Annotated in this window: 24 protein-coding genes and 1 pseudogene; 10 read left to right on the top strand and 15 right to left on the bottom strand. The window is 67.5% G+C overall.

Annotated elements, in window-relative coordinates; translation table 11 throughout:
* Positions 1-130 precede the first annotated feature (130 nt).
* On the top strand, positions 131-1531 hold the full coding sequence (locus MSM1_RS08850) for an IS1380 family transposase (RefSeq protein ID WP_213439993.1): 1401 nt from the start codon (positions 131-133) through the stop codon (positions 1529-1531).
* Between the two features lie 488 nt (positions 1532-2019).
* Here MSM1_RS08850 and MSM1_RS08845 read toward each other — a convergent pair whose 3' ends face one another.
* Complete coding sequence (locus tag MSM1_RS08845; protein ID WP_213441095.1) at positions 2020-3240, bottom strand: O-succinylhomoserine sulfhydrylase; 1221 nt, start codon at positions 3238-3240, stop codon at positions 2020-2022.
* Between MSM1_RS08845 and MSM1_RS08840 the strand changes: the two genes are divergently transcribed.
* A complete protein-coding gene (locus MSM1_RS08840) occupies positions 3228-3596 on the top strand; it encodes a hypothetical protein (RefSeq protein WP_213441094.1) in 369 nt (122 codons plus the stop codon). The genes MSM1_RS08845 and MSM1_RS08840 overlap by 13 nt on opposite strands.
* Here the strand turns inward: MSM1_RS08840 and MSM1_RS08835 are convergent.
* The 5 genes from MSM1_RS08835 to MSM1_RS08815 all read right to left on the bottom strand — a co-directional run bounded on the left by MSM1_RS08835 (position 3542) and on the right by MSM1_RS08815 (position 7584).
* Positions 3542-3955 carry a rhodanese-like domain-containing protein gene (locus MSM1_RS08835; RefSeq protein WP_213441093.1) on the bottom strand — a complete coding sequence of 138 codons (414 nt, stop codon included), beginning with the start codon at positions 3953-3955 and terminating at the stop codon, positions 3542-3544. The two genes, MSM1_RS08840 and MSM1_RS08835, sit on opposite strands and share 55 nt — an antisense overlap.
* 36 nt (positions 3956-3991) lie before the next feature.
* The gene (gene purT, locus MSM1_RS08830; RefSeq protein ID WP_374101698.1) at positions 3992-5314 is read right to left on the bottom strand and encodes a formate-dependent phosphoribosylglycinamide formyltransferase; all 1323 of its coding nucleotides are present in this window, start codon (positions 5312-5314) and stop codon (positions 3992-3994) included.
* A 270-nt stretch (positions 5315-5584) separates the two neighbouring features.
* Positions 5585-5980, bottom strand: a complete 396-nt coding sequence (locus MSM1_RS08825) for a type II toxin-antitoxin system VapC family toxin (RefSeq protein WP_213441091.1) — start codon at positions 5978-5980, stop codon at positions 5585-5587.
* The gene (locus MSM1_RS08820) at positions 5967-6212 is read right to left on the bottom strand and encodes a hypothetical protein (RefSeq protein WP_213441090.1); all 246 of its coding nucleotides are present in this window, start codon (positions 6210-6212) and stop codon (positions 5967-5969) included. Before MSM1_RS08820 ends, MSM1_RS08825 begins: the two co-directional genes overlap by 14 nt.
* A gap of 73 nt (positions 6213-6285) precedes the next feature.
* Entirely contained in the window at positions 6286-7584 is a 1299-nt protein-coding gene (locus MSM1_RS08815; RefSeq protein ID WP_213441089.1) for an adenylosuccinate synthase, read from the bottom strand.
* Positions 7585-7711: 127 nt separating this feature from the next.
* On the opposite strand from MSM1_RS08815, the gene MSM1_RS08810 reads away from it, so the two are divergent.
* From MSM1_RS08810 to MSM1_RS08795, 5 genes and pseudogenes are all read left to right on the top strand, one after another.
* A complete protein-coding gene (locus MSM1_RS08810) occupies positions 7712-8365 on the top strand; it encodes a peptidase M50 (RefSeq protein ID WP_213441620.1) in 654 nt (217 codons plus the stop codon).
* Positions 8366-8467: 102 nt separating this feature from the next.
* A complete protein-coding gene (locus MSM1_RS08805) occupies positions 8468-9247 on the top strand; it encodes a site-2 protease family protein (RefSeq protein ID WP_213441618.1) in 780 nt (259 codons plus the stop codon).
* Positions 9248-9376: 129 nt separating this feature from the next.
* Positions 9377-9634, top strand: a pseudogene (locus MSM1_RS21725) (cation transporter); the annotation flags it as partial.
* A 34-nt stretch (positions 9635-9668) separates the two neighbouring features.
* The gene (locus MSM1_RS08800; protein WP_236055817.1) at positions 9669-10154 is read left to right on the top strand and encodes a GNAT family N-acetyltransferase; all 486 of its coding nucleotides are present in this window, start codon (positions 9669-9671) and stop codon (positions 10152-10154) included.
* Between the two features lie 13 nt (positions 10155-10167).
* A complete protein-coding gene (locus MSM1_RS08795; protein ID WP_213441087.1) occupies positions 10168-10587 on the top strand; it encodes a hypothetical protein in 420 nt (139 codons plus the stop codon).
* A gap of 9 nt (positions 10588-10596) precedes the next feature.
* Here the strand turns inward: MSM1_RS08795 and MSM1_RS08790 are convergent, their stop codons facing one another.
* Positions 10597-11010, bottom strand: a complete 414-nt coding sequence (locus MSM1_RS08790) for a DUF3151 domain-containing protein (protein ID WP_213441086.1) — start codon at positions 11008-11010, stop codon at positions 10597-10599.
* Positions 11011-11142: 132 nt separating this feature from the next.
* Between MSM1_RS08790 and MSM1_RS08785 the strand changes: the two genes are divergently transcribed.
* Positions 11143-12009, top strand: a complete 867-nt coding sequence (locus tag MSM1_RS08785) for a hypothetical protein (protein ID WP_236054820.1) — start codon at positions 11143-11145, stop codon at positions 12007-12009.
* Between the two features lie 4 nt (positions 12010-12013).
* Here the strand turns inward: MSM1_RS08785 and fbaA are convergent, their stop codons facing one another.
* Positions 12014-13051 (bottom strand): class II fructose-bisphosphate aldolase, encoded by a 1038-nt coding sequence (gene fbaA, locus MSM1_RS08780; RefSeq protein WP_213441085.1) that lies wholly within the window; start codon positions 13049-13051, stop codon positions 12014-12016.
* Between the two features lie 157 nt (positions 13052-13208).
* On the opposite strand from fbaA, the gene MSM1_RS08775 reads away from it, so the two are divergent.
* Both MSM1_RS08775 and MSM1_RS08770 read left to right on the top strand, forming a co-directional pair.
* Positions 13209-13916 carry a VTT domain-containing protein gene (locus tag MSM1_RS08775; RefSeq protein WP_213441084.1) on the top strand — a complete coding sequence of 236 codons (708 nt, stop codon included), beginning with the start codon at positions 13209-13211 and terminating at the stop codon, positions 13914-13916.
* A gap of 429 nt (positions 13917-14345) precedes the next feature.
* Positions 14346-15560 carry an FAD-dependent oxidoreductase gene (locus tag MSM1_RS08770; protein ID WP_213441083.1) on the top strand — a complete coding sequence of 405 codons (1215 nt, stop codon included), beginning with the start codon at positions 14346-14348 and terminating at the stop codon, positions 15558-15560.
* Positions 15561-15618: 58 nt separating this feature from the next.
* Here MSM1_RS08770 and MSM1_RS22415 read toward each other — a convergent pair whose 3' ends face one another.
* The 7 genes from MSM1_RS22415 to clpB form a co-directional block, all read right to left on the bottom strand.
* Complete coding sequence (locus tag MSM1_RS22415) at positions 15619-16968, bottom strand: 3-oxoacid CoA-transferase (RefSeq protein ID WP_213441082.1); 1350 nt, start codon at positions 16966-16968, stop codon at positions 15619-15621.
* Positions 16965-18092 (bottom strand): glycoside hydrolase family 76 protein, encoded by a 1128-nt coding sequence (locus MSM1_RS08760; RefSeq protein WP_213441081.1) that lies wholly within the window; start codon positions 18090-18092, stop codon positions 16965-16967. The genes MSM1_RS22415 and MSM1_RS08760 overlap by 4 nt, the downstream gene beginning before the upstream one ends.
* 88 nt (positions 18093-18180) lie before the next feature.
* Positions 18181-18825 carry an RNA methyltransferase gene (locus tag MSM1_RS08755; protein WP_213441080.1) on the bottom strand — a complete coding sequence of 215 codons (645 nt, stop codon included), beginning with the start codon at positions 18823-18825 and terminating at the stop codon, positions 18181-18183.
* A 132-nt stretch (positions 18826-18957) separates the two neighbouring features.
* Positions 18958-19503, bottom strand: coding sequence for an orotate phosphoribosyltransferase (pyrE, locus tag MSM1_RS08750; RefSeq protein WP_213441614.1), 546 nt, complete (start codon positions 19501-19503; stop codon positions 18958-18960).
* A 1-nt stretch (position 19504) separates the two neighbouring features.
* Entirely contained in the window at positions 19505-20281 is a 777-nt protein-coding gene (locus tag MSM1_RS08745; RefSeq protein WP_213441079.1) for an SDR family oxidoreductase, read from the bottom strand.
* Positions 20282-20333: 52 nt separating this feature from the next.
* Entirely contained in the window at positions 20334-21188 is an 855-nt protein-coding gene (gene ttfA, locus MSM1_RS08740) for a trehalose monomycolate transport factor TtfA (RefSeq protein WP_213441078.1), read from the bottom strand.
* A 110-nt stretch (positions 21189-21298) separates the two neighbouring features.
* The gene (gene clpB, locus MSM1_RS08735; protein ID WP_213441077.1) at positions 21299-23845 is read right to left on the bottom strand and encodes an ATP-dependent chaperone ClpB; all 2547 of its coding nucleotides are present in this window, start codon (positions 23843-23845) and stop codon (positions 21299-21301) included.
* Positions 23846-24202: the final 357 nt, after the last annotated feature.

Here is a 24202-nt window from a genome sequence, read left to right as displayed (position 1 = left end):
GGTCGGCGCCAACCTGGATTTTTCATCGAATGTGGAGCTCAGGGGTGTCGCTAACGTGAAAGGTGCACTACCGCAAGGATAATCGGAGTATTCGAGGCACGGTTATCCAGGATGGGAGTGCACCTGTCAGATGCAGGATACTACGGGTTGGTCGAAGAATGTCCGAGTTGAGGTCCGTGGCGACGACGTGGTCGGGCACGCCGGTAACGTGATACCCCGGTTGCTGGCCGACAATCTGGGTTTGACCAGCGGTTTGTCGTCGGTGCTGTCGCGCCCAGAAGTCACCCACGACCGAGGCGCGGTGTTGCGCGATGTGGCGGTATCGATCGCGGGCGGAGCACAGAACCTGGCCGGCACCGCGGTGCTGCGCGATCAGCACCGGTTGTTTGAGGCGGTGGCGTCGGTTCCGACGATGTGGCGGTCCCTGGGCGAGATCGACAAGCAGAGCATCACCGAGGTCACGGCCGTGCGCAACAAGGTCCGCTCTCGGGTGTGGGAGGCGATCGAGGCCCGCCACGGTGCGATCCCGGCTTCGCAGACCTGCTATGGGGACCTCGGGGACACGATCGTGATCCGCATCGACGCCTCGCTGATTCAGTCGCACAGCGATAAGCAGCACGCCGCAGGCAATTTCAAAGGCGGGTTTGGCTTCCACCCGCTGTTGGCGTGGTGTGACAACACCGGCGAACTGCTGGCGGTGATCGCCCGTCCCGGCAACGCCGGCTCGAACACCGCGGCCGATCATATCGCGATCATCGACGCCGCGATCGCGGCGATCCCGGCCACGTGGCGCCGCAAGTTGCTGGTCACCATCGACGGCGCGGGTTCAAGCCACGCCGTCGTCGAACACCTGGAGAAACTCAATGCCCGGCCGGGGATGTCGGTGGGCTACTCGGTCGGATTCGACCTCGATGAGCGGGTCCGGGTCGCGATCGGCCAGATGCCCGATGCGGGATGGCAAGCCGCGCTGGATGCCACCGGGGCGGCCCGCGACGACGCCCAGGTCGCCGAGTTGACCGGGCTGCTGCGCCACAGCACCGGAGGGGATCAGCTGGTCGGCTGGCCGGCCGGCATGCGCGTCCTGGTGCGGCGCGAAGAAATCGAACACGGCACCCAGTTGTCGTTGTTCGAGCAGCTGGCCGGCTACCGCTACCAGGTCCTCGCCACCTCGACTGCCGGTGGACAACCCCAGCGACTAGAAGCCCGCCACCGCGTCCACGCCCGGGTGGAGGGCTTCATCCGCACCGGCAAAGACACCGGCCTGGCCCGCTGGCCCTCACACTCGTTCGCCATCAACACCGCTTGGGTCACCGCCGTCGCGATCGCCATCGACCTGCTGTGCTGGATGCGACTGCTACTGCTGGACGGCCCACTGGCCAAAGCCGAACCCGCCACCCTGCGCTACCGGCTGCTGCACGCCGCGGCCCGGCTGATCAAACGATCCCGCTACCTGATCCTGCGGATCCCCCAAACCTGGCCCTGGGCAAAAGAATTCGCCGACGCCCTCAACAGGGTCCGCGCCATACCCTGACCCACAGGCCCCTGTGCCCGCTCGACCCCAAGAAAGGAGTAACCACCCCCGGGATAAAGGACCCGGCGTCACCGCACGACACGCGGCGCCGCCGCCTACCCCCAACCTCAAAACCTCGACAAAGCTGCCACCTCGCAGACCGCCACAGCAGAACCCGGGCCACCGTGAAATTCTGAGGCCAATGATGATGGCTCTTCCGAGAAGTCTGGGCCACTGTCGACCGTCCTCCACCGCCATGTCAACGCTGCGCGATCGCCCGCTCGCGCAGCGGGGGCCGCTATCGGCTGGGTTCGCCCACCCCACGGTAGATCGGCCGGTGCCAACGTACAAATCGGCTGTGCTCAGCCGGCCGATAGCCACATCCTGGCCGCCGAGAACGGCCGTCTCCGTGCGCGCCTGCGCCATCCCGTCCGCGCCGGCTGACATCGCGGTTTTGCCGGAAGCCGTCGCGCGGCGGCCTGGCAATCGCCGATCTGCGGTGGGCGCCGCTAGCGCAAGGCCTGGTCGAGGTCGGCGATTAGGTCCTCGGTGCTTTCCAGGCCGATGGAAATACGGACCACGTTGTCGCCCAGCCCGATCGCGGCGCGCCCCTCCGGGCCCATTGCGCGATGAGTCGTAGTCGCGGGATGGGTGATAAGTGATTTCGCGTCACCGAGATTGTTGGAGATATCGATTAACCGCAGCTTATCCAGCACCTCGAAGGCCCGCCGCTTGCCCGCGCTTTCGGGGACGTCAAGTGCGAACGTGACCACGGTCCCACCTCCGGACATCTGACGCTTGGCCAGGTCGTATTGGGGGTGGGACGGTAGGTAGGGGTAGCGGACCCAACTCACCGCGGGGTGCCCCTCCAAGTACTCGGCCACCCGCTGCGCTGACGCATTGCAGTGTTCGACCCGAATAGCAAGTGTCTCAAGACCTTTGAGCAGAATCCAGGCGTTGAAAGCGCTTATCGCCGGACCGGTGTGTCGCATCAGCTTCTGCACTGGCCCGTCAATGTACTCCTTGTCGCCGAGGATGGCTCCCCCCAGCACGCGCCCCTGCCCGTCGATGTGCTTGGTGCCCGAGTACACCACTACGTCAACCCCAAGCGGAAAGCCATGCTGTAGAAGAGGAGTGGCGAAGACGTTGTCCAACACCACTTTCGCCCCGGAGGCGTGGGCCAGCTCGGTCACCGCGGCGATGTCTACCAGCGACTGCATGGGATTGGACGGGGTCTCAAAGAACACCGCCTGAGTGGGCACCGAGAGCGCCCGCTCCCACTGCGATAGGTCGTCGCCATCGACGAATACGGTCTCAACACCCCAGCGCGGCAGGATCTCGTTGCACACCACAAAGCACGACCCGAATAGGCTGCGCGCCGCGACCAGCCGGTCACCGGCACCCAGCAGGGCGCCCAGCGCAACAAACACCGCGGCCATCCCGCTGGCGGTGGCGAACGCCGCCGGAGCTCCCTCCAGCAGGCGCAGCCGCTCCTCGAACATCGTGACGGTCGGGTTGCCGTAGCGCGAGTACACGTAACGGTCGACTTCGCCGGCGAACGCTTTCTCGGCGTCTGCGGCCGATTGGTAGACGTAGCCCGACGTCAAATACATCGCTTCAGCGGTTTCTTCGAACCCGGATCGCAAAAGCCCGCCGCGTGCCCCGATAGTTGCCTGGCTGACACTGCCAGGCAGCGGCGCCGGGGTGCGGATCGAAGGTGGGTCAGCCATCTGCGCGGCTCCTCCTCATCGCTGCGCTCTGCATCGTCGCCCGCCAGCCATCTGCGCGGCTCCTCCTCATCGCTGCGCTCTGCATCGTCGCCCGCCAGCCATCTGCGCGGCTCCTCCTCATCGCTGCGCTCTGCATCGTCGCCCGCCAGCCATCTGCGCGGCTCCTCCTCATCGCTGCGCTCTGCATCGTCGCCCGCCAGCCATCTGCGCGGCTCCTCCTCATCGCTGCGCTCTGCATCGTCGCCCGCCAGCCATCTGCGCGGCTCCTCCTCATCGCTGCGCTCTGCATCGTCGCCGCGCGTTACGACTGCTTCCAGGGCAACCCGATCGCCCGCCATCCGGTGGTGCCGCGATGACCCGCGTCGTCGAGATGACCTTCAAAACCGTCCAGCACGTTGAACGCGGGGGTTATCCCGGCCGCCGTTGCGGCCTTGGCGGCACCGATGGACCGATGACCCGACCGGCAGATAAACACCACCGGCCGGTCTTCCGTGGCCGGGACACGCTCCAACAACTCGGCGATGAAGTTCTCGTTGCGCGAGCCGTCGAAGCGGTTCCACTCGACGCACACCACGTCTCGGCCCAGGCTCGAGAGGTCGGGCAGACCGACGTAGCACCATTCGGCTTCGGTGCGCACGTCGACCAGCACCGCCCGGGAGTGCTCGCAGAGCAGCTTCCAGGCCTGCTCCGGGGTGATATCGCCTGCGTAACTCACTTTCCCGAGTCTCGCATATCGTGCCGGCAGCTTTGCTCACGACTGGCGCAGCCGGTGCAGCGCGGCCGACACTTGCCGGACCCGGTCCCGGGCCGTCCCGACGTCGGGCGCGGTGGCCAGCGCGACGCCAAGCCTGCGGGGCCCGCCCGCCGCACAACCGAACACCCGAACATCGCTTTCCGGCACGGCGAGCACATCGGCTAGGGTGACTGGCGCGGCCGGGGCCGCGTGGGAACGCGCAGCACCCACTTGATCGCCCGCATAGATCAGCTGGGCGGCACCCGGTGAAATCATGATGGTGTCCACCGGCAGGCCGAGAGTCGCCCGGGCCGCCAGCTCGAACTCCGATAGCCGCTGGGTGCGCAGCGTCACCAGGCCGCTTTCACATGGGAGCGCGGTGACATCGCAGAAGTACACCTCTTCGCCACTGACCATCAGCTCGACGCCGAACACCCCGCGCCCGCCGAGTGCCTTGACTATACGCGCCGCGATCGACTTGGCAACACCCATCGCCGCCTCGCTCAACGCTTGCGGCTGCCAGGATTCCAGCACGCCGCCGGCGACCTCGCGGTGCCCGATCGGTGCGCAGAATTCGATCACCGGCCCTGCCGGACCATAGCTGCGCACGGTGAGCAAGGTGACCCGAAAGTCGATCTCCACCACGGTCTCGGCCAGCACCCTGGTGTGAGCACCCTGGCCGCTGGCGGCCACCGCGCGCTGCCAGGCCGCCTCGATGTCGTCGGGCCGCGCCAGCACCGACCGCGCCTTGCCGGCCTCCGCAGCCACCGGCGTCACCGACAGCGGAAACCCGGCGTAGGCGGCCACCGACTTGAGTTCATCGAGCGATCCGGCGAACCAGAACGGCGCGGTGGGCAGCCCGAGGTCGTCGGCGGCCAACCGCCGCAGTCCCTCGCGGTCGGCGCTCAGCAGCACCGCGTGGGCGCTGGGAACAACCTCGGTGAACCCGAATTCCGCAGCGGCATTCAGCGCGTCGGTAGCAACCTCGCCGGTCATGCTCACGACGAAATTGGGTCGCAACCGCCCGATCGCCGCGGCCAGTTCCTCGGTGTCGGTCATGTTGACCACCAGTGACTGATCGGCTATGCCGTGTGCGGGTGCGCCCCCATATCGCTCGACGGCGATCACCTCGGCACCCAGGCGCTGAAAGGCGATCACCAGCTCGCGGCTCAGTTCACCGGAACCGAGCAGCATCACCCTGCTCTGCTGCCCGGCGGGCACATCGTCGGGCCCACGGTGAGGCTGATGGTTCACCGCGCCGTGCGTCGTGTTGGTCTCGTCACGCTGGCCCTCGTGGTTTCCGGGATGCTCGTGCTGGTCTTCGGTCGGGCCCTCGGCCACGGACTCACCCTCTCGTTCAGTCATTGCCGTGCACGCACATCCCCGTCCGGGCGCCATCCCCCACGCTGCCTAAGGATAGGGCCGCCTGAGGACAGGCCCGCCCAAGGACCGCGACAGGATGGGTGGGGGCGCCGCGCCGTGGGGCCGTGGCCCGGATTCCGGCCACCGAATGGGTGGCGCTCGTCGTGCCGTGGTGACCGCACGTCTCAAGCAGTGGCACGGTGAGCGTCCCAGGGTCGCCCGACGCAGTCCAGCGTTAGCCCACCACGATCAGTGATCGAGGACCTCGATCCGGCAACTCGGCCCGGGTGCGCGCGCCAGCCGCGCGTCCAGCGTCAGCAGCGTCGCATCGAATGCCTCCGCCAACGCCACGTAGAACGCATCCCATCCTCGTACCGAGTCGCGCAGTTGCCACGCCCGCTCCAGCAGCCGACGGTGCCCGAATCGTTCGCCGGGCCAATCCCGCAGATCGGCTATCGCTTGCCGGGCGGCCGTGCGATCCAGCCGCCCGCGCAGATGCTCAACGCGGATCACGGCCATCACCTCGACGTCGATCACGTGCGGCGCTACCTGGTCGGCATCGGCGGCCAGGCGGGCCGCGATCTCACCCGCCCGTGGCGTGTCGGCGACGACCTCGAACAGGCACGATGCATCAACGACCAGCATCTGGCCACTCGCCGCGCCACTCGTCGAGCGTTGCCAGCACCTCGGCCGTGGATATCGCCGAGGGTCGCCGGCCGGTGCGTGCCAGCCACTCGGCGACCGACGGCCGCGCCGCCAACCGTGCCGCCTCCCGGCGCAGCAACTCCGGCACCGTGATGCCCTCCTCCCCAGCACGGCGCACCAAGGCGCCATACACGTCGTCATCGATGTCGCGAATCTGAACCGTCTTAGGCATAGTTGCACCATAGCATGCATATTCGCATGGGCACACGTAAGGGGCGCACGTAAGGGTCAGAGGGGCTGATCCGTCATCGCCGGACCGCCAGGACATCGCGGCGCACGATGGTCTGGTCTCGGCCCGGACCCACACCGATGCACGAAACCGGCGCCCCGGCAAGCTCTTCCACTCGTGAGACATAATCGCGGGCCTTGGCCGGCAGCTCATCGAACTCCCGTGCCGCGGAGATGTCCTCCCACCAGCCGGGCAGCTCCTCGTAGACCGGCTCAGCGCGAGCGAGATCGCTTTGGGTCATGGGCATCTCGTTGGTGCGTTTGCCGTCGATCGTGTAGCCCACGCATACCGGCACGGTATGCAAGCTGGAGAGCACATCGAGCTTGGTCAAAAAGTAGTCGGTGATGCCGTTGACCCGGGTGGCGTAGCGGGCGACGACCGCGTCAAACCAGCCGCAGCGGCGGCGCCGGCCGGTGGTCACCCCGTATTCGTCACCACTTTTGACTAGGTACTCACCGTTGTCGTCGAACAACTCGGTGGGAAACGGACCGGAGCCCACCCGAGTGGTATAAGCCTTGAGGACGCCCAGCACGGTGCTGATCCGGGTGGGACCGATACCGGAGCCGACGGCCGCGCCACCCGCGGTCGGGTTCGATGACGTCACGTAGGGGTAGGTGCCGTGGTCGACGTCGAGCAGGGTGCCCTGCGAGCCCTCCAGCAGCACGGTTTCCCCACGCTCCAGCGCCGCATTGAGCAACAACCGCGTGTCGGCGACCCGGTGCTTGAAAACCTCGGCTTGCGCCAGCACCGAGTCAACGACTTGGGCCGGCTCCAATGCCTTGCGGTTGTAGATCTTCACCAGCACCTGGTTTTTGAATTCCAATGCGGCCTCGATCTTTTGGGTCAGCAGAGGTGGGTCGAACACGTCGGCGACCCGCACCCCGATGCGGGCGATCTTGTCCTGGTAGCAGGGCCCGATGCCGCGGCCGGTGGTGCCGATCTTCTTGGTGCCCAGATAGCGCTCGGTAACCTTGTCGATGGCCACGTGGTAGGGCAGCAGCAGGTGCGCGTCGGCGGAGATCAGCACCGCGGAGGTGTCCACGCCACGCTCTGCCAGGCCCTGCAACTCGTCGAGCAGCACGCTGGGGTCGACCACCACGCCGTTGCCGATGACGTTGGTGACGCCGGGTGTCAGCACGCCCGAGGGGATCAGATGTAGCGCGAAATTCTCACCGGTGGGCAAGACGACGGTGTGCCCGGCGTTGTTGCCGCCCTGGTAGCGCACCACCCACTGCACGCGCCCGCCGAGCAGGTCGGTGGCCTTGCCTTTGCCCTCGTCACCCCACTGGGCGCCGATCAGGACGATTGCCGGCATGCTGTTACTCCCGATTATTGTGGTCCAGCCGGTGACCCACACTAACCCGGCGACGATGCGGGCCCGACAGGGCCCGAGGAGGAGGCCGGTAACTCGGCTCGAGCCCGACAGGATTGGGGAGGAGCCCCTGACCGTCACAGTGAACGACGCCGACATTGCGGTGCTGTTGTTCGGTGGGACCGTTCCCGGCCCGTTGACCGGCCTGCCGGTGCTGCCCATCGACGCGCGAACCGACCTCGACTGGGCGATCGCAGCCTACCGCCGGCTGGTGGTGGTCGGTGCCGATGCTGACCTGGCAACCGTGCTGACCCGGCTATTGCGCACCGAACGGCTGGGAGTCGAGGTGGGCTACGCCCCACGAAGGCGCAGCGCAGCCACCCGGATCTACCGGCTGCCGACCGGACGCCGAGCGGCCCGGCGGGTGCGGCGCGGTGCCGGCCGCCGGGTGCCGCTGATCCGCGACGAGACCGGGACGGCGATCGTCGGTGGCGCGGTCTGGCGGGGCGCTGACGGGCCGTTGCACGGCGAGGCAGTGGTCGACGACGCGGTGCTCTTCGACGGTGAGGTCGCCGGGGTGCGCGTGGAGCCGACGGCGGCACCGCCCGGGGTGCGCGCGGCGGTGCTGACGCGGCGTGGACGTCCCCGTCGCTGGCTGACCGGGCGAGCGGTGCAGCTGGGCAGCACCGGGGTGCTGGTCACCCGAGATGGCGTCCGTGCCCCGCGGCCGACGAAGCGCTCGACGTTCTATCGCCACACCCAGGGCTGGCTGCTGATCCGCTGACGCGGCACCGGCCTGCACTTGGCGGCGGCCCGGCGGCCGAGTATGTGGCCGCAGACGCCCGAGGGCTCGCTGCCGTTCGGTAAGTTCGTGGCGTGGGCACACATGGGCATTAGGGGCGTGCACGAATCGGTGCGGCCCAGCCCGATCTTCTTGGCGATTGTCGGGCTGACGGCGTTCGGCGGTGTGCTGGCCTGGTGGGCCGGGGCCAGTGTGCGCCCGCTGTCCTATGTCGGGGTGTTCACCTTCGTGATCGCCGGCTGGCTGGTATCGCTGTGCCTGCACGAGTTCGGTCACGCCGTCAGCGCGTGGCGGTTCGGCGACCGCGACGTCGCGGTGCGCGGCTACCTGACGCTGGATCCGCGGCGCTACAGCCATCCGATGCTGTCACTGGGCCTGCCGATGCTGTTCATCGCGCTGGGCGGCATTGGCCTGCCCGGCGCCGCAGTGTATGTGCGGACCTCCTTCATGACGACGACCCGGCGCGCCGTCGTGGCCCTAGCGGGACCGGCGGCCAACCTGCTGCTGGCGGTGCTGCTGCTGACCTCCACCCGGCTGTGGTATGACGCGGCGCATCCGGTGTTGTGGGCGGGGGTGGCGTTCCTGGGGTTCCTTCAGGTCACCGCGGTGGTGCTGAACCTGCTGCCGATCCCCGGGCTCGACGGGTACGGCGCGCTGGAGCCGCATCTGAGACCGGAAACGCAGCGCGCGCTCGACCAGTTCAAACCGTATGGCCTGCTGTTTTTGCTGGTGCTGTTCCTCGCGCCCGCGCTTAACCGCTGGTTCTTCGGGATCGTGGACTTCTTTTTCGAGCTCTCCGGAGTGCCCGGGGCGCTGGCCGCCGCCGGCAACGCGTTGACCCGGTTCTGGAGCGCCTGGTTCTGAGGGTTGAAATAATAGCCTTCAAATAAAGTTAAATTTCAATGATAGATAATATTGCAATCGGAGCCTCTGCCTTCATCCGCTACCAAGCGTTCGACCGGCGACGTCGTCGTGATGTTGTGTGTGCTTTGAGTACTGCCGCACGCACTCGCACCGGCCGGTGGGGTGCTGCGGATCCTCTCCGAGTCGTCGCGAAGCCACATCGACGTCGAAAGGCTGCGATCGGCACTGGGTGCGGTCGCAAGCGTGACCGGCGCGCGCGACCTGCACGTCTGGACGTTAGCGCCCGGGAAAGCCCGGGTGCGCGACGACGCGCGAGTGGTGCTGGCCGCACGCGGGTTGGAGCACGCCATCGTCCAGGTGCCGCCTCCGGAGGGGGCCGGTGACTGCGCGGCCGGCTGGTGGCCCGGCTCACGAGCAGGTGATGATTCGCCCGCTACGGGTATCGGACCTGCCGACCGCGAGCGCTATTTGCCGGCGAGCGTTCGGAACGTTTGTCGGCGCGCGCGACCCCGACTTGTTTTGGGCGGACCGGGAATACGTGCGCACTCGCTGGCTGGCTGACCCCGGCTCAGGTCTTGCCGCAGAATTAAACGGATCACTGGTGGGTTCGAACCTGGCGACGCGCTGGGGCAGTTTCGGCTTCTTCGGCCCGCTGACCGTTGAGCCTGCGTTGTGGAACCAGGGAATCGCGCGGCGGCTGCTGGCCGCCACAATGGACCTGCTCGACGCCTGGCAGCTGAAGGATGCTGCGCTGTTCACCTTCGCGCACAGTCCGCGCCACATCCACCTGTACCAGAAGTTCGGTTTTTGGCCCCGGTTTCTGACGGCGGTGCTCTCCAAATCGCCGACCGAGCACCCAGGCGTTAACGTCCCGAGCAAACGTCCGCGACCAAAAGGCAATCCTTGACGCCTGCCGTGGCGTGACGGACTCGATTTACCCGGGCCTGGACCTCGGGCTGGAAATCCGGTCCGTGCATCACCAGCGCCTCGGCGAGACGGTGCTGCTGTGGGGCGGCGATTCACTCGACGCGTTTGCGGTGTGCCACCTCGGCGAGGACACCGAAGCCGGCGCCGGCAGCTGCTACGTCAAATTCGCCGTCGCCAGGCCCGGGCCGGGCGCGGAGCGCGTCTTCGACCTGGTGTTGGATGCGTGCGAGACGCTGGCCCATCAACACGGCCTGGGCCGGATGGAGGCTGGCGTCAACCTGAACCGCAGCCGGGCCTACCGGACCATGCTGGGACGCGGATTCCGCGCGGTTATGTATGGGGTGGCAATGCACCGAAATGATTCCCCGGCGTACAACCGGCCCGATGTCTACATCGCCGATGATTTGCGCTAGCGGCCCGGGCTACAGCCCCAACTCGGCCCGGGCATTGGGGTCGCATTCATCAAGCAGCTCCAGGCAGCGGGTGTGCTCGTCGGTCTCGCCGATGGCTTGCGCCGCCCGCGCCAGCGCGGCCACACACCGCAGGAAGCCTCGGTTGGGCTGATGGGAATACGGCACCGGGCCAAACCCCTTCCACCCATTGCGGCGCAACTGGTCCAAACCCCGATGGTAGCCGGTACGGGCGTAGGCGTAGGCGGTGACGGCCGCGTCGTCGGCCAGCGCCGCTTCAGCCAACGCCGCCCAGGCGACCGACGCCGCGGGATGCGCGGCGGCGACGACGGCTAGGTCCTTGCCGGCCCGCAGGTCGGCCTCGGCCCCGCTATCGCCGGGCAGCAGGATCGGATCGGGTTGCAGGAGATCACCCATCGGCGTCATGACTCCTATTGTTATTGCGTTGCGTTGTTATGGCGCCGGTCCGCCGCGTGGTGACGCGGTCACCGCAGCCAATCGCCGGCCGGGTCGCTAAGCTCGAAGAGCGAATCGGATAGCGGGAGGATTGCAGCGCTCATGCCCAACCCAGCAGGGCCCGACCGCGACGACACGCCCGGCTCATCCGGGGTGAAGCCGGACGCTACCACGAGTGATCCGTTCGAGTCCGCAACCCCCCCGGCCGACGAGCAGACCGCGGGCCCCGACGGGAACGCAACCGAAACCCGCCGGGCGGCGCCCAGCGAAGCCGAGCCCGCGACCGAGGTGCTGGCCAGGCAGAACCCGGCGACCACGCCCAACGTGGCAAAGCCGCAGCGTCACCCTGGGGAACGCCGCTTTACTGCCCCGGGTTTCGACGCCACGGAGACCGCCGTCATCAACACCCCACCGGAACCAGCCACCGAGGTCATCAACGCCCGGCGCGTACCCCGCATTTCCCCGAAACGGGCGATGCCGCAATTGATCCCGCCTCATCTCGGGTCGAAGCTCCGCCCGTCGCGTCAACGGGACTGGGGCTGGGTGCTGGCGCTGGTACTGGTCATCCTGGCGTTGGCCGCGATCGTGGTGCTGGGCGCCGTGCTGCTGACCCGCCACCAGGCGCCGAAGGCCTCGCCGGAAGACCAGGTCCGTGCCGCCATCCAGCGCTTCGACGTCGCCATGCAAACCGGTGACCTGGCGGCGCTGCGCAGCCTGACCTGCGGTAGCACCCGTGACAACTACGTGAGCTATGACGAGCGCGCTTGGGCCGACACCTACCAGCGGGTCTCGGCGGCCAAGCAATACCCGGTGATTGCCAGCATCGATCAGGTCGTGGTCAACGGTGACCACGCGGAGGCCAACGTCACCACGTTCATGGCCTACGATCCCCAGGTCCGCTCGGCCCGCAGCTTTGACCTGCAATTCCGCGACAATCAGTGGAAGATCTGTCAGTCCCCCACCAATTAGCCAGTTAGCTTGTGCCTAGTGACTTTCCGGCGCACTTGAGGTCGTTGCAGGCCTCGATCACCCGCTCGGTCATCGACGCCTCGGCCTTCTTGAGGTAGCTGCGCGGGTCGTAGTCTTTCTTGCGTCCCACGTCGCCATCGACTTTGAGGACACCGTCGTAGTTGGTAAACATGTGGCCGGCAACCGGGCGGGTGAACGCGTACTGGGTGTCGGTGTCGACGTTCATCTTCACGACCCCGTAGCGCACCGCCTCGGCGATCTCCGACTTTTCCGACCCGGAGCCGCCGTGGAAGACGAAGCTGAACGGTTTGGCGTCCTCGGGCAGACCCAGCTTGGCCGCGGCCACCTTCTGGCCCTGGGCCAGGATTTCCGGGCGCAGCTTGACGTTTCCCGGCTTGTAGACGCCGTGCACATTGCCGAACGTGGCGGCCAGCAAGTACTTACCGTGCTCGCCGGTGCCCAGCGCGTCGACCGTTTTCTCGAAGTCTTCCGGCGTGGAGTACAGCTTCTCGTTGATTGCGCCGACAACTCCGTCCTCTTCGCCGCCGACCACGCCGATCTCCACCTCGAGGATCACCTTCGCGGTCACCGCAGCCTTGAGCAGCTCCTGGGCGATGGCGAGGTTCTCATCGATCGGCACCGCCGAGCCGTCCCACATGTGCGACTGAAACAGCGGATTCTTGCCGGCGGCCACCCGCTCGGCAGAGATCGCCAGCAGCGGACGGACGTAGCTGTCGAGTTTGTCCTTCGGGCAGTGGTCGGTGTGCAACGCAACGTTGATCGGGTACTTCGCCGCGATGACGTGAACGAACTCGGCCAGCGCCACCGCGCCGGTCACCATGTCTTTGACCCCAAGCCCGGAGGCGAACTCCGCACCGCCGGTGGAGAACTGGATGATACCGTCGCTGCCGGCGTCGGCGAAGCCTTTGATGGCCGCGTTAATGGTCTCCGAGGACGTGCAGTTGATGGCCGGAAACGCATACGAGTCCCGCTTGGCGCGGCTCAGCATTTCCGCGTAAACCTCGGGCGTTGCGATCGGCATGGAGGTTCCTCCTCAGACGTTGCGGGCTGATCCGGCAGCTGCACGTGACACGCACGTGAAGACTGGCTTGCCTCAGTATCCCAGCCACGCGCCGGCGTGGACAGCCCGCCGCGCCTTATCCAGGACCGGTCACCGTGCCCCGGTATCTTGGGAACTCATGATTGCCCTCGCAGCCGCAGGACCGCTGACCGCTGCCAGTTCGCTGGCCTTGCCTGACCTGCTGGATCCGATGTACTGGCTCGGCGCCGATGGTGTGTTCCGGCACGCGGTGCTCCCCGGGATTCTGCTCATTGTGTTCATCGAGACCGGCCTGCTGTTTCCGCTGCTGCCTGGCGAGTCGTTGCTGTTCACCGGCGGCTTGTTGACTGCCAGCGCGCACCCGCCGGTGAGCATCGGGGTGTTGGCCAGCTGCGTCGCGGTGGTCGCGGTTCTGGGGGATCAGAGCGGGTATCTGATCGGCAGGAGGATCGGGCCGGCGCTCTTCAAGAAAGAAGACTCGCGCTTGTTCAAGCAGCACTACGTGACCCAGTCACACGCATTCTTCGCGAAATACGGCCCGGTGACGATCATCTTGGCGCGTTTCGCGCCGATCGTGCGAACGTTCGTCCCGGTGGTCGCCGGTGTGTCGTATATGCGGTATCCGGTGTTTTTAGGGTTCGACATCATCGGCGGTGTCGCCTGGGGCGCGGGAGCAACGCTGCTGGGCTATTTCCTGGGCACTGTGGCGTTCGTCAACGAAAACTTGGAGCTGATCGTCTGGTGCATCCTGTTCGTGTCGCTGCTGCCGGCGCTGACGTCGGCCGGCCGGGCGTACCTCAAGCGCCGCCGCGCGCCCAAAGCCGAGCAGCTTCCAGTGCCCGAGTAACCCGCAGGCCGGCCCACGCCCCGTCAACCGGTGGTCAACCTAACCCCCGGGTCGCGACACCGTGAGCGGTGATGTCGCAAGCCGTTTAACCGCTGTATGTGCTGCGCATCACCACTTACGCTGCTGAGCAGAAGTTTTCGGGTCGCCACCGGCGACTCCCCAACAACGCAGTGGCCACTAATCCCGCTGCCGAGCAAACCATTACCACCGAGACGGAAAATCACGGTTTGGCACGAGGCGTGTAAAGCCTGCCGCTGCTTGGCTATCCGGCGAACTGTGCCGCTTACGGCTGGGCCGGCTTGACGGGAAATCAGCGCGTCCGCAGGCCGCGTGAGGGAGCCGGGATCACGTCGACGGCACCGGGCGGTGTGCGACCGCGCTGCGCCGCGCTATCCCGGGCCGGACACTATTCGCAAGTAGTGTCAAGCCATGACGCACGTTCTTCAGACCCAGGTCGGTATCGCCGGTGGCGGTCCCGCCGGCCTGGTGCACGCCCTCCTGCTTGCCCGTGCCGGGATTAGGGTTGTCGTTTTGGAGAAGCACAATGACTTCCTGCGCGACTTCCGCGGCGACACCGTGCATCCGACCACCCTGCGCGTCATGGACGAGCTCGGGTTGATCGATGAGTTTCTGCAATTACCCCACACCAAGATCAACCATATCGCCTTCGACAGCGACGGCTCGCCTCAAGCTCGCACCTTCGGCAACTTCGCTGCACTCAAGTGGCTTGGCTTCAAGCAGCCCTATATCGCTTTGATGCCGCAGTGGGACTTCCTCGACTTCCTCGCCGAAAAGGCCACCGCCTATCCGGAATTCACCTTGATCCGCAACGCCGAGGTCAAGGGCCTAATCATCGAGGGCGATCGCGTTGTTGGGATGCGCACGCCGGAACTGGAGGTGCACGCCGAGGTGGTGATAGCCGCCGACGGTCGCACCTCTGCGGTACGCGCCGCGGCGGGTCTGGAAATCGCCAGAGCCCATCCCCCGATGGATGTGCTGTGGTTCCGGCTGAAATGGCTCCCCGGCGACCCCCGGGAACTGTTCGCGGTGATCCGCAAGGGCTTCATGATGGCCATGATCTACCGCGGTGACTACTGGCAGGTCGCATACCTGGTGCCCAAGGGGACGAACCCCCGGGATGGGTCGCTGGAGGAGCTCAAGAAGCGGCTGGTCTCCGTGCGACCACAGCTGCGTGCCCACGTCGACGACCTGCGCTCCTGGGACGACACCAGCCATCTCGATGTGCGGGTCGACCGGCTCAAGAGGTGGTGGCGTCCGGGCCTGCTGTGCATCGGAGATGCCGCGCATGCCATGTCACCGATCGGTGGGGTCGGCATCAACCTGGCTGTCGCCGATGCGGTGGCCGCTGCCAACATCCTGTTCGCCCCGTTGCGCGAAGGCCGACTGACCAACGCCGACCTCGCCAAGGTGCAGCGCCGGCGAGAGCTGCCCGCCCGGATCACCCAGGCTGGTCAGGTGCTCGCCCAGAGCAGAGTGATCGAACCCTATTTGACCGGTGATCTGTCGCCCATCCGGATCCCGAAGATCATCGGCTGGGGCCCGCTGCAGTTCATCCCGCCGATCGTCGTCGGCCGGGGCTTTCGCCCGGAGCATGTGCGCACTCCGGACGTACACGCCGCATAAGGGCCCCGGCTGCCCAATGCGGCGCCCCGACCTGAAGACGGCGCGGCGGTCGCCGGCCTCAGAGCGCTACCCGGAAACCGCAGGCCGTCTTGGCCCGCACATCCTCGACCGTGACCCCGGGATGCAGTTCCCTGAGGACGAGCCCGGTTCCGGGCTCGACGTCGAAGACGCACAAGTCGGTGATGATCATGTCCACCACCCCTTTGCCGGTCAGCGGCAGTGTGCATTGCTTGAGGATCTTCGGGCTGCCGTCTTTCGCCGTGTGGTCCATGACCACGATCACCCGCCTCACGCCCGACACGAGATCCATGGCGCCCCCGGGTCCCTTGACCATCGTGCCGGGCACCATCCAATTGGCCAGATCGCCGTTCTCGGCGACCTGCAAGGCGCCCAGGATCGACAGATCGATGTGGCCGCCGCGGATCATGGCGAAGGAATCGGCGCTGCTGAAAAAGCTCGAGCCCGGAAGGCTGGTGATGGTCTGCTTGCCGGCGTTGATGAGATCGGGGTCTACCGTGTCCTCGGTCGGGTAGGGACCGATGCCGAGCAGCCCGTTTTCCGACTGCAGTGTCACATTGATGTCGGCCGGAATGAAGTTGGCCACCAGCGTCGGAATGCCGATGCCCAGGTTGACGTAGTAGCCGTCGCGCAGCTCGGCGGCCGCGCGCCGGGCCATCCGCTCGCGGCTGGGGTTGTCTATCGTGGGCGCGGTCCCATCGCGCACCGTGCGAAACTCGATGCGCTTTTCGTAGTGGCGGCCCTCGATGATGCGGTCCACATAGATGCCGGGGGTGTGGATCGTGTCGGGGTCCAACTCGCCGACCTCGACCAGCTCTTCCACCTCGGCAACCGTCACCGCGGCGCAGGTGGCGATCACGGGGTTGAAGTTGCGCGCCGTTTTGCGATAGACCAGATTGCCCGCGGGATCTCCTCGCCACGCCTTGACGAGAGCCACATCGGCACGGATACCCTCCTCGAGCAGGTACTCGGTTCCGCCGAACACCCGGGTCTCCTTGCCTGCGGCGAGCGGCGTGCCGTAGCCGGTGCGTGTGTAGAAGCCCGGAATGCCCGCCCCGCCGGCACGCAACTTTTCCGCCAGCGTGCCCTGCGGGGTGAGCGTAAGCTCCAGTTCCCCGGCCAGCACTTGGCGCTCGAACTCCTTGTTTTCGCCCACGTAGGAGGCGATCACCTTCCGCACCTGTCGGGCCTTGAGCAGCAGGCCCATGCCGAAATCGTCTACGCCGGCGTTGTTTCCGACGATGGTGAGGTCTTTGACGCCGCTGTCCACCACAGCCTGGATCAGGTTTTCCGGAATGCCGCAGAGACCGAAGCCGCCCGCGGCGATGGTGATGCCGTCGTTCAGCAGGCCGTGCAGAGCGGAGGCGGGATCGGGGTGGACTTTGCTCACCGGGGGCTCCTTGGAAAGTCGCTGACGGTACCGGCAGCCTCCATTAGCATCCAGCCGGAGAGCTGCACCGACAAATCGCGTTCGGCCACCCCGGAGCCGACCACCGCACCGTCGACGGTCTGCGCCGGAGTGCCGCCGGCGGCGGGCACCTCGGCCATGCGGTCCCAAAACGGGCCGAACAACGGCAACCCGTTCACCGTCTGGCGGTGCTCCCACGCCGATTGCGCCGAGGACAGCACCAGCGAGCGAGCCGTCTCCCGGGCCGCAGCGTCCCCGGCGGAGTCTGTCGGCAAAGTGGTGGCCACCAGCGCAAGATAGCGGGCGGTGATCCCGGAGAACAGCCCGCCGTCCCCACCGCCGGCACCTCGAATCACCCCATTCGGCGCCATGTGGTCGCTGACGGCCGCGACCAGCCGACGCACCCGGGCGGCATGCCGTTCCCTGGCCTGCGGGCCGGCGCGCGCCGCCAGCTCGGTCTCCAGCCCGAGCACCACTCCCTGGCAGTAGGTGTACTGGGCGCGAACCAGCGAGCCCGCCTTGATGCCGTCGAACACCAGGTGTGTCTGCGGATCGATCAGGGTCGTGTCGATCCAGTCGGCCATCTGCTCGGCCCGTGCTAGCCGATCCCCGTAGCGGGTCAGGAAAATGCCCGCCGGGCCGTTGGCGGGGGCGTTGAAGAACTGGTCCTGCTTGCGCCAGGGGATACCGCCGCCGTCCTCGGGAACCCAGGCGCGCAGGAACTGAGTGGTCAGCGTGTCCAGCGCGGGTCGGCAATTGACGCCTACCACCCGGGCCGCGCGCTCCAGCGCCAGCGCCAGCCACGCCATGTCGTCGTAGTAGTCGTTGATCCACCGGCCGGCGTTGCGCAGCCGGTGCCCCCGGATCTGCCGGCGGATGATGCTGCGCCGCTGCGGTGTTGGGTTCCGCAGCTGGGCGTCGACCAGGCAATCCAACAGGTGCGCCTGCCACCAGTAATGCCAGCTGCCGAACAACCGATCGCGCCGGGCCGCCGGCCACGCCACCACCCCCAGCCGAGTACCGGGCAGGGCCCAGAGTCGCTTCAGATGTCGCCCCACGACGGCGGCCTCGGCGCTGGCCGCGCGGTGTGCCCACAGCTGGTCCATGAGTGCCGATCCTGCCAGCGAGGGCCGCCGCGAGTAACGGCTCACGCACGATCGCCAGCGCGTGCGCAAGCGCAAACCGGCCGCGTGGCTACCAGGCATACCGCAGATCCGCGTGCTGGGTGATCCAGGTGTGCATCGCGATGCCGGCGGCGACGGCGACGTTGATGCTGCGGGTGGAGCCGAACTGGGCGATCGAGACCGTCATCGCCGCGCCCGCGCGAGCGTCGTCGGTGATGCCGGGGCCTTCCTGGCCGAAAATCATCAGGCAGCGTCGCGGCAGCGTCGTCCGCTCCAGACGCGCCGCGCCCGCGACATTGTCGACCGCCACCACGGTCAGCCCGGCGCCCGCCGCAAAGTCCAGCAGCCCGGCGATGGAGTCGTGGTGGCGCAGCCGCTGGTAGCGGTCGGTCACCATGGCGCCGCGGCGGTTCCAGCGCCGGCGGCCGACGATGTGCACGGTGTTCACCGCGAACGCGTTAGCGGTGCGCACCACCGCGCCGATGTTGGCGTCGTGACCGAAGTTCTCGATCGCCACATGTAGCGGATGGCGTCGCGTGTCGATATCGGCGATGATCGCCTCACGCGTCCAGTAGCGGTAGGCGTCGACGACGTTGCGAGTGTCCCCCTCGCGCAGCAACACCGGGTCATAGCGGGGATCGGCCGGCAGCGGACCTTCCCAGGGCCCGGCGCCGGTCGCCGGTGCGCCCCATTCGGTGGGTCCGGGCTCACTCATGCGCGCCATACCCAGTCCAGTCCGACAGCGGTGCCGACACCTCGTACTTCGCGCCGACCATGCTTCGCGTTTCGGGACGAGTCGGGCCGCCGTGGCCGGCATCGCTGGCGGACCGGCAACGCGCGCGAGAGCTCAGCCAGGCCCCAACCCCAGATCCGCCACGCCAAGCACGCTGCGGTAGGCCAGGCCCTCGGCTTGGATGGCCTCTGCGGCGCCGGTGGCCCGGTCCACGACGGTGGCCACACCGACCACCTCCCCGCCGGCTTCACGCACGGCGCGCACCGCCCGCAGCGCCGAGGCGCCGGTGGTGCTGGTGTCCTCGACCACCAGAACCGCTTTTCCGCGAACGTCAGCACCTTCGATAAGACGTTGCATCCCATGGGGTTTCACTGACTTGCGCACCACGAAGGCGTCAATCGGACGCCCGGGCGCGTGCAGGACCGCACACGCCACCGGATCGGCGCCCAGGGTGAGGCCCCCCACCGCTGTGTAGTCCCAGTCGTCGGTGAGCTCGCGGATCAGCCGGCCGATCAAGCGGGCGGCCCGGTGGTGCAGCGTGGCGCGGCGCAGGTCGATGTAGTAGTCGGCGTGCTTGCCCGACGACAACGTGAATCGGCCACGCACCACCGACAGCCGGCGCAGCAGCTCGGCCAGCTCCTCACGGTCGGTGACGGTCAACTCAGCTGCGGCCACGGCCCCCGCCGATCGCGTTGGCCGCTTTCCGCAGCAGGTTTCGCGGCATCAGCCGCCCGGCGGCAACCATCACCTTGTACTGCGCGCCGGGGATGCTGATCACCTTGCCGCGAGCGATGTCGGCCAGGCTTTCCCGAACCACGTCCTCGACCTCGAGCCACAAGAACGACGGCGCCGAGCTCATGTCGATCCCGGCACGGCGATGGAATTCGGTGCGCACGAAACCCGGGCACACCGCGTGCACGCTCACCCCGGTGCCCGTCAACCCGCCCGCCAGGCCCTCGGTGAACGCCACCACCCACGCCTTGGACGCCGAGTACGTCGACCCGCGGCCCGGCAGCAGCCCGGCGACGCTGGCGATGTTGATCACCGTGCCGGCGCCGGCCTCAAGCATCGGTGGCAGCGCGGCGCGGGTCAGCTGCATCACCGCGGTCACGTTGACATCTAGCTGCGCTTGCAGCACGGCCGGATCGGTGACCCAGAATTCGCCCGACGTTCCGAAACCGGCGTTGTTCACCAGGACTCGCACCCCGGCGGCAAGCCGCTCGGCGACCTTGCCGCGGTCCGCGGAATCCGCCAGGTCGGCGGGCAGCACCTCGACGGCACGTCCCGCCTCGTTGTGCAGTTCGCCCGCCAGTTGCGTCAACCGGTCGACGCCCCGGGCCACCAGCACCAGGTCATAGCCCTCGGCGGCGTAGCGCCGCGCAAAACCGGCGCCGATTCCGGACGTGGGTCCGGTGATCAGGGCGACGGGGCGAGACATCACCGCCAGCGTAACGAACGGCACCGCCGCCCCGAGATGCGGCTACGGGATATCAGAGCTGGTAATGCGGGGCGTGACGACCGTTGCGGCCCGGCGATGGCGGGTGCCCCACATTTCCGGGGCGGCCGTCCCGATGAGCGGGTTCCCCACCCGCCGGCTCGCGGCGAACCGGGTCCGGCTGAGCATGCCTGGGCGCCGGCTCCACCCGCCCGGCCGGCTCCACCCGGCCGGGCGGCGCCAGCGGGCGGCTCGGCGCCCCGTTGCGGCGAGCCGCTGGCTGTGGGTGTCCGGCCTGTTGCGGCAAGGGCGGCAACACCCGCAGCAGATCGTTGAATTGGCGCACCGTGCGCAGACCCTCGTCCCAGTCGGCGCGGGTGCTGGAGATCGGCATGCTGACCAATGTCCAGTTTTGCTCGTTCCACATGATCTCGGCGCAATCCGGCGCGATATGGGCAAACGTGACCATGCGCCGGTCGCAGGCCCGGCGGGCCGCATCCAGGTTGGTGGAGTACACCATCCGCGGCCCGATCGCGCCGAGCAGCCAAATATCGTTCTCCCGCGGCTCTTTCAGGCCCTTGAGCCGCATATCGATGACGACGCCGGTGCCCACCTTGCGGTGCAGCGCGATCACGGTAGCCACCTCTTCGAGATCGAAGATGAACACCGCCTCGCCGCGGATCTGACCCAGCACGACGTTGCGGGCCGAGACCTCACCCACCGTCGAAATCACGCCGCGCTTCCAGCGCTTGATCAGGTCGGCAGATTCTGGCTCGTAGTCAAAGCCATGCGATCGCGCCCAGGATTTGCGCCGCCTGCTTCGCCCGCGGCGGCGATCGATGTCGACGTACAGCAGCACGGCCGCACCCACGAAGCACAGCGCGGACAGCGTGAACCAAAGCGGCACCATCTCTCGTAGCCTAGCCGCTGGGGGCCCGCCACCGGGAATGCGAGCAGGTCACAACCGAATTAAGGTTTGCCAGCCAGCCTGCCTCGCCCCGGCGCGAGCAGCGGGTGAACTCAGCCCAGCACCAGCGACTCGCCGTCAGCGCTGACATTGACCGGCACGGTGTCGCCGTCGTGCACCTGACCGGCGAGCAGCAGCTTGGCTAGCTGGTCGCCGATGGCCTGCTGCACCAGCCGCCGCAGCGGACGCGCCCCGTAGACGGGGTCGAACCCGCGCTGGGCCAGCCACTGTTTAGCCGGCAGCGACACGGCCAGCTGCAGCCGCCGTTGACTGAGCCGCTTCTGCATCTGGGCCAGCTGGATGTCGACGATCTGCACCAGGTCCCCTGGGCTCAGGGCGTCGAACACCAGCACGTCGTCGAGCCGGTTGATGAACTCGGGTTTGAACGTCGCACGCACCGCGGCCATCACCTGCTCCTCGGTGCCGCCTGAACCCAGGTTGGACGTGAGGATCAAAATGGCGTTGCGGAAGTCGACCGTGCGGCCCTGCCCGTCGGTGAGCCGCCCCTCATCGAGCACCTGCAGCAGCACGTCGAACACGTCCGGGTGGGCCTTTTCGATTTCGTCGAACAGCACCACGGTGTAGGGCCGGCGGCGCACCGCCTCGGTGAGCTGGCCGCCCTCCTCGTAGCCGACGTAGCCGGGCGGGGCGCCGATCAGCCGGGCCACCGAGTGCCGCTCGCCGTACTCGCTCATGTCGATGCGCACCATCGCGCGCTCGTCGTCGAACAAAAACTCCGCCAGCGCCTTGGCCAGCTCCGTCTTGCCGACACCAGTGGGGCCGAGGAACATGAACGCTCCGGTCGGCCGGTTCGGGTCGGCGACACCGGCCCGGCTGCGGCGCACGGCGTCAGAGACCGCCTGGATGGCTTTCTTCTGGCCCACAACCCGCTTGGCCAGCTCGTCTTCCATGCGCAGCAGTTTGGCGGTCTCGCCCTCCAGCAGCCGCCCGGTGGGGATGCCGGTCCACGACGACACCACCTCGGCGATGTCATCGGGCCCGACCTCTTCCTTGAGCATCATGGCTTCGCGCGCCTGGGCCTGCGGCAACGCCGCGTCGAGTTGCTTCTCCAGCTTCGGGATGCGCCCGTAGCGCAGCTCGGCGGCCTTGGCCAGGTCGCCGTCGCGCTCGGCGCGCTCGGATTCCCCACGCAGGATCTCCAGCTGTTCCTTGAGCTCGCGCACGGTGTCGATGGCGTTCTTCTCGTTCTGCCAGCGGGTGGTGAGCTCGGCCAGCTTTTCTTTCTGGTCGGCCAGCTCGGCGCGCAGCTTCTCCAGCCGCTCCTTGGACGCCTCGTCCTCTTCTTTGGCGAGCGCCATCTCCTCGATCTCCAAACGGCGCACCAGCCGCTCGACCTCGTCGATCTCCACCGGCCGCGAGTCGATCTCCATCCGCAACCGCGACGCCGCCTCGTCGACCAGGTCGATGGCCTTGTCCGGCAGGAACCGCGCGGTGATGTAGCGGTCCGACAGTGTCGCCGCGGCCACCAGCGCGGAGTCGGTGATGCGCACACCGTGATGCACCTCGTAGCGGTCTTTCAGCCCGCGCAGGATGCCGATGGTGTCCTCCACCGAGGGCTCACCCACGAACACCTGCTGGAAGCGCCGCTCCAGCGCGGCGTCCTTTTCGATGTGCTTGCGGTACTCGTCGAGAGTGGTCGCCCCGACCAGCCGCAGCTCCCCGCGGGCCAGCATCGGCTTGATCATGTTGCCGGCGTCCATGGCGCTTTCCCCGGTGGCGCCGGCGCCGACGATGGTGTGCAGCTCGTCGATAAACGTGATGATCTGACCGGCCGAGTTCTTGATGTCGTCGAGCACGGCCTTCAGCCGTTCCTCGAACTCGCCGCGGTATTTAGAGCCGGCGACCATCGATCCCAGGTCCAGCGCGACGATCCTCTTGTCGCGCAGGCTCTCCGGCACGTCGCCGGCGACGATCCGCTGGGCCAGGCCCTCCACGATTGCGGTCTTGCCGACCCCGGGCTCACCGATGAGCACCGGGTTGTTCTTGGTGCGACGCGAGAGCACCTGCACGACACGGCGGATCTCGTTGTCCCTCCCGATAACCGGGTCGAGCTTGCCCTCGCGCGCGGCCGCGGTCAGGTCGGTGGAGTACTTCTCCAGCGCCCGATACGCCGCTTCCGGGTCGGGGCTGGTGACCCGGGCGCTGCCGCGCACCTTGACGAAGGCCTCCCGCAAGGCCTGCGGCGAGGCGCCGTGGCCGTTGAGCAGCTTGGCCACATCGGAGTCTCCGGTGGCCAGCCCGACCATCAGGTGCTCGGTGGAGACGTATTGGTCGTCCAACTCGGTGGCCAGCCGTTGCGCGGCGGTGATGGCCGCCAGCGACTCGCGCGAGAGCTGCGGTTGCGAGCTAGCGCCGGTGATCTGAGGCAAGCGGTCCAATAGGCGCTGCGCCTCGGTGCGGACGGCGGCGGGCTCGACTCCCACGGCCTCCAGCAGCGGCGCGGCGATCCCGTCGTTCTGCGTCAGCAGCGCCATCAGCAGATGCGCGGGCCGGATTTCGGGGTGGCCGGCGGCCGAAGCCGCCTGCAGGGCCGAGGTCAGCGCCGCCTGGGTTTTGGTGGTCGGGTTGAAAGAGTCCACAACGGCCTCCGTCCGGGTCGAAAGGGTGTCAGAAATGCTTGTCCGGATGTTCAACGCCGTCAATGTTGAGTCTGTTCCGCTCAGGTTTAGCCGGTTCCTGCCGGCAACCGCGCGGGTGGCACCCTGACGGCGACTTCCGGCGGAGCGGCAGCCGATTTGGTGATCGGTAGCCCAGGGCTGGATAGCATGCGGGCCTGGATGTCGGCGGCAATCTTCGTCGCGTCGCCGCGTCGCCGCGTCGACGGTCGCGGTGTCGGTACTGGCCTACGCTGGCGACGGCCAGCGCCTCCGGCCGTGTCAGCGTTGCGCGCCGCGCGCTCTCGGCTCCTTTTCGCCTAGCCCCGAGGGGCTTAAGAT

The organism is Mycobacterium sp. SM1 (assembly GCF_018361265.1).
Lineage (GTDB): Bacteria > Actinomycetota > Actinomycetes > Mycobacteriales > Mycobacteriaceae > Mycobacterium.
This window is presented reverse-complemented; position numbering and strand designations above follow the sequence as displayed.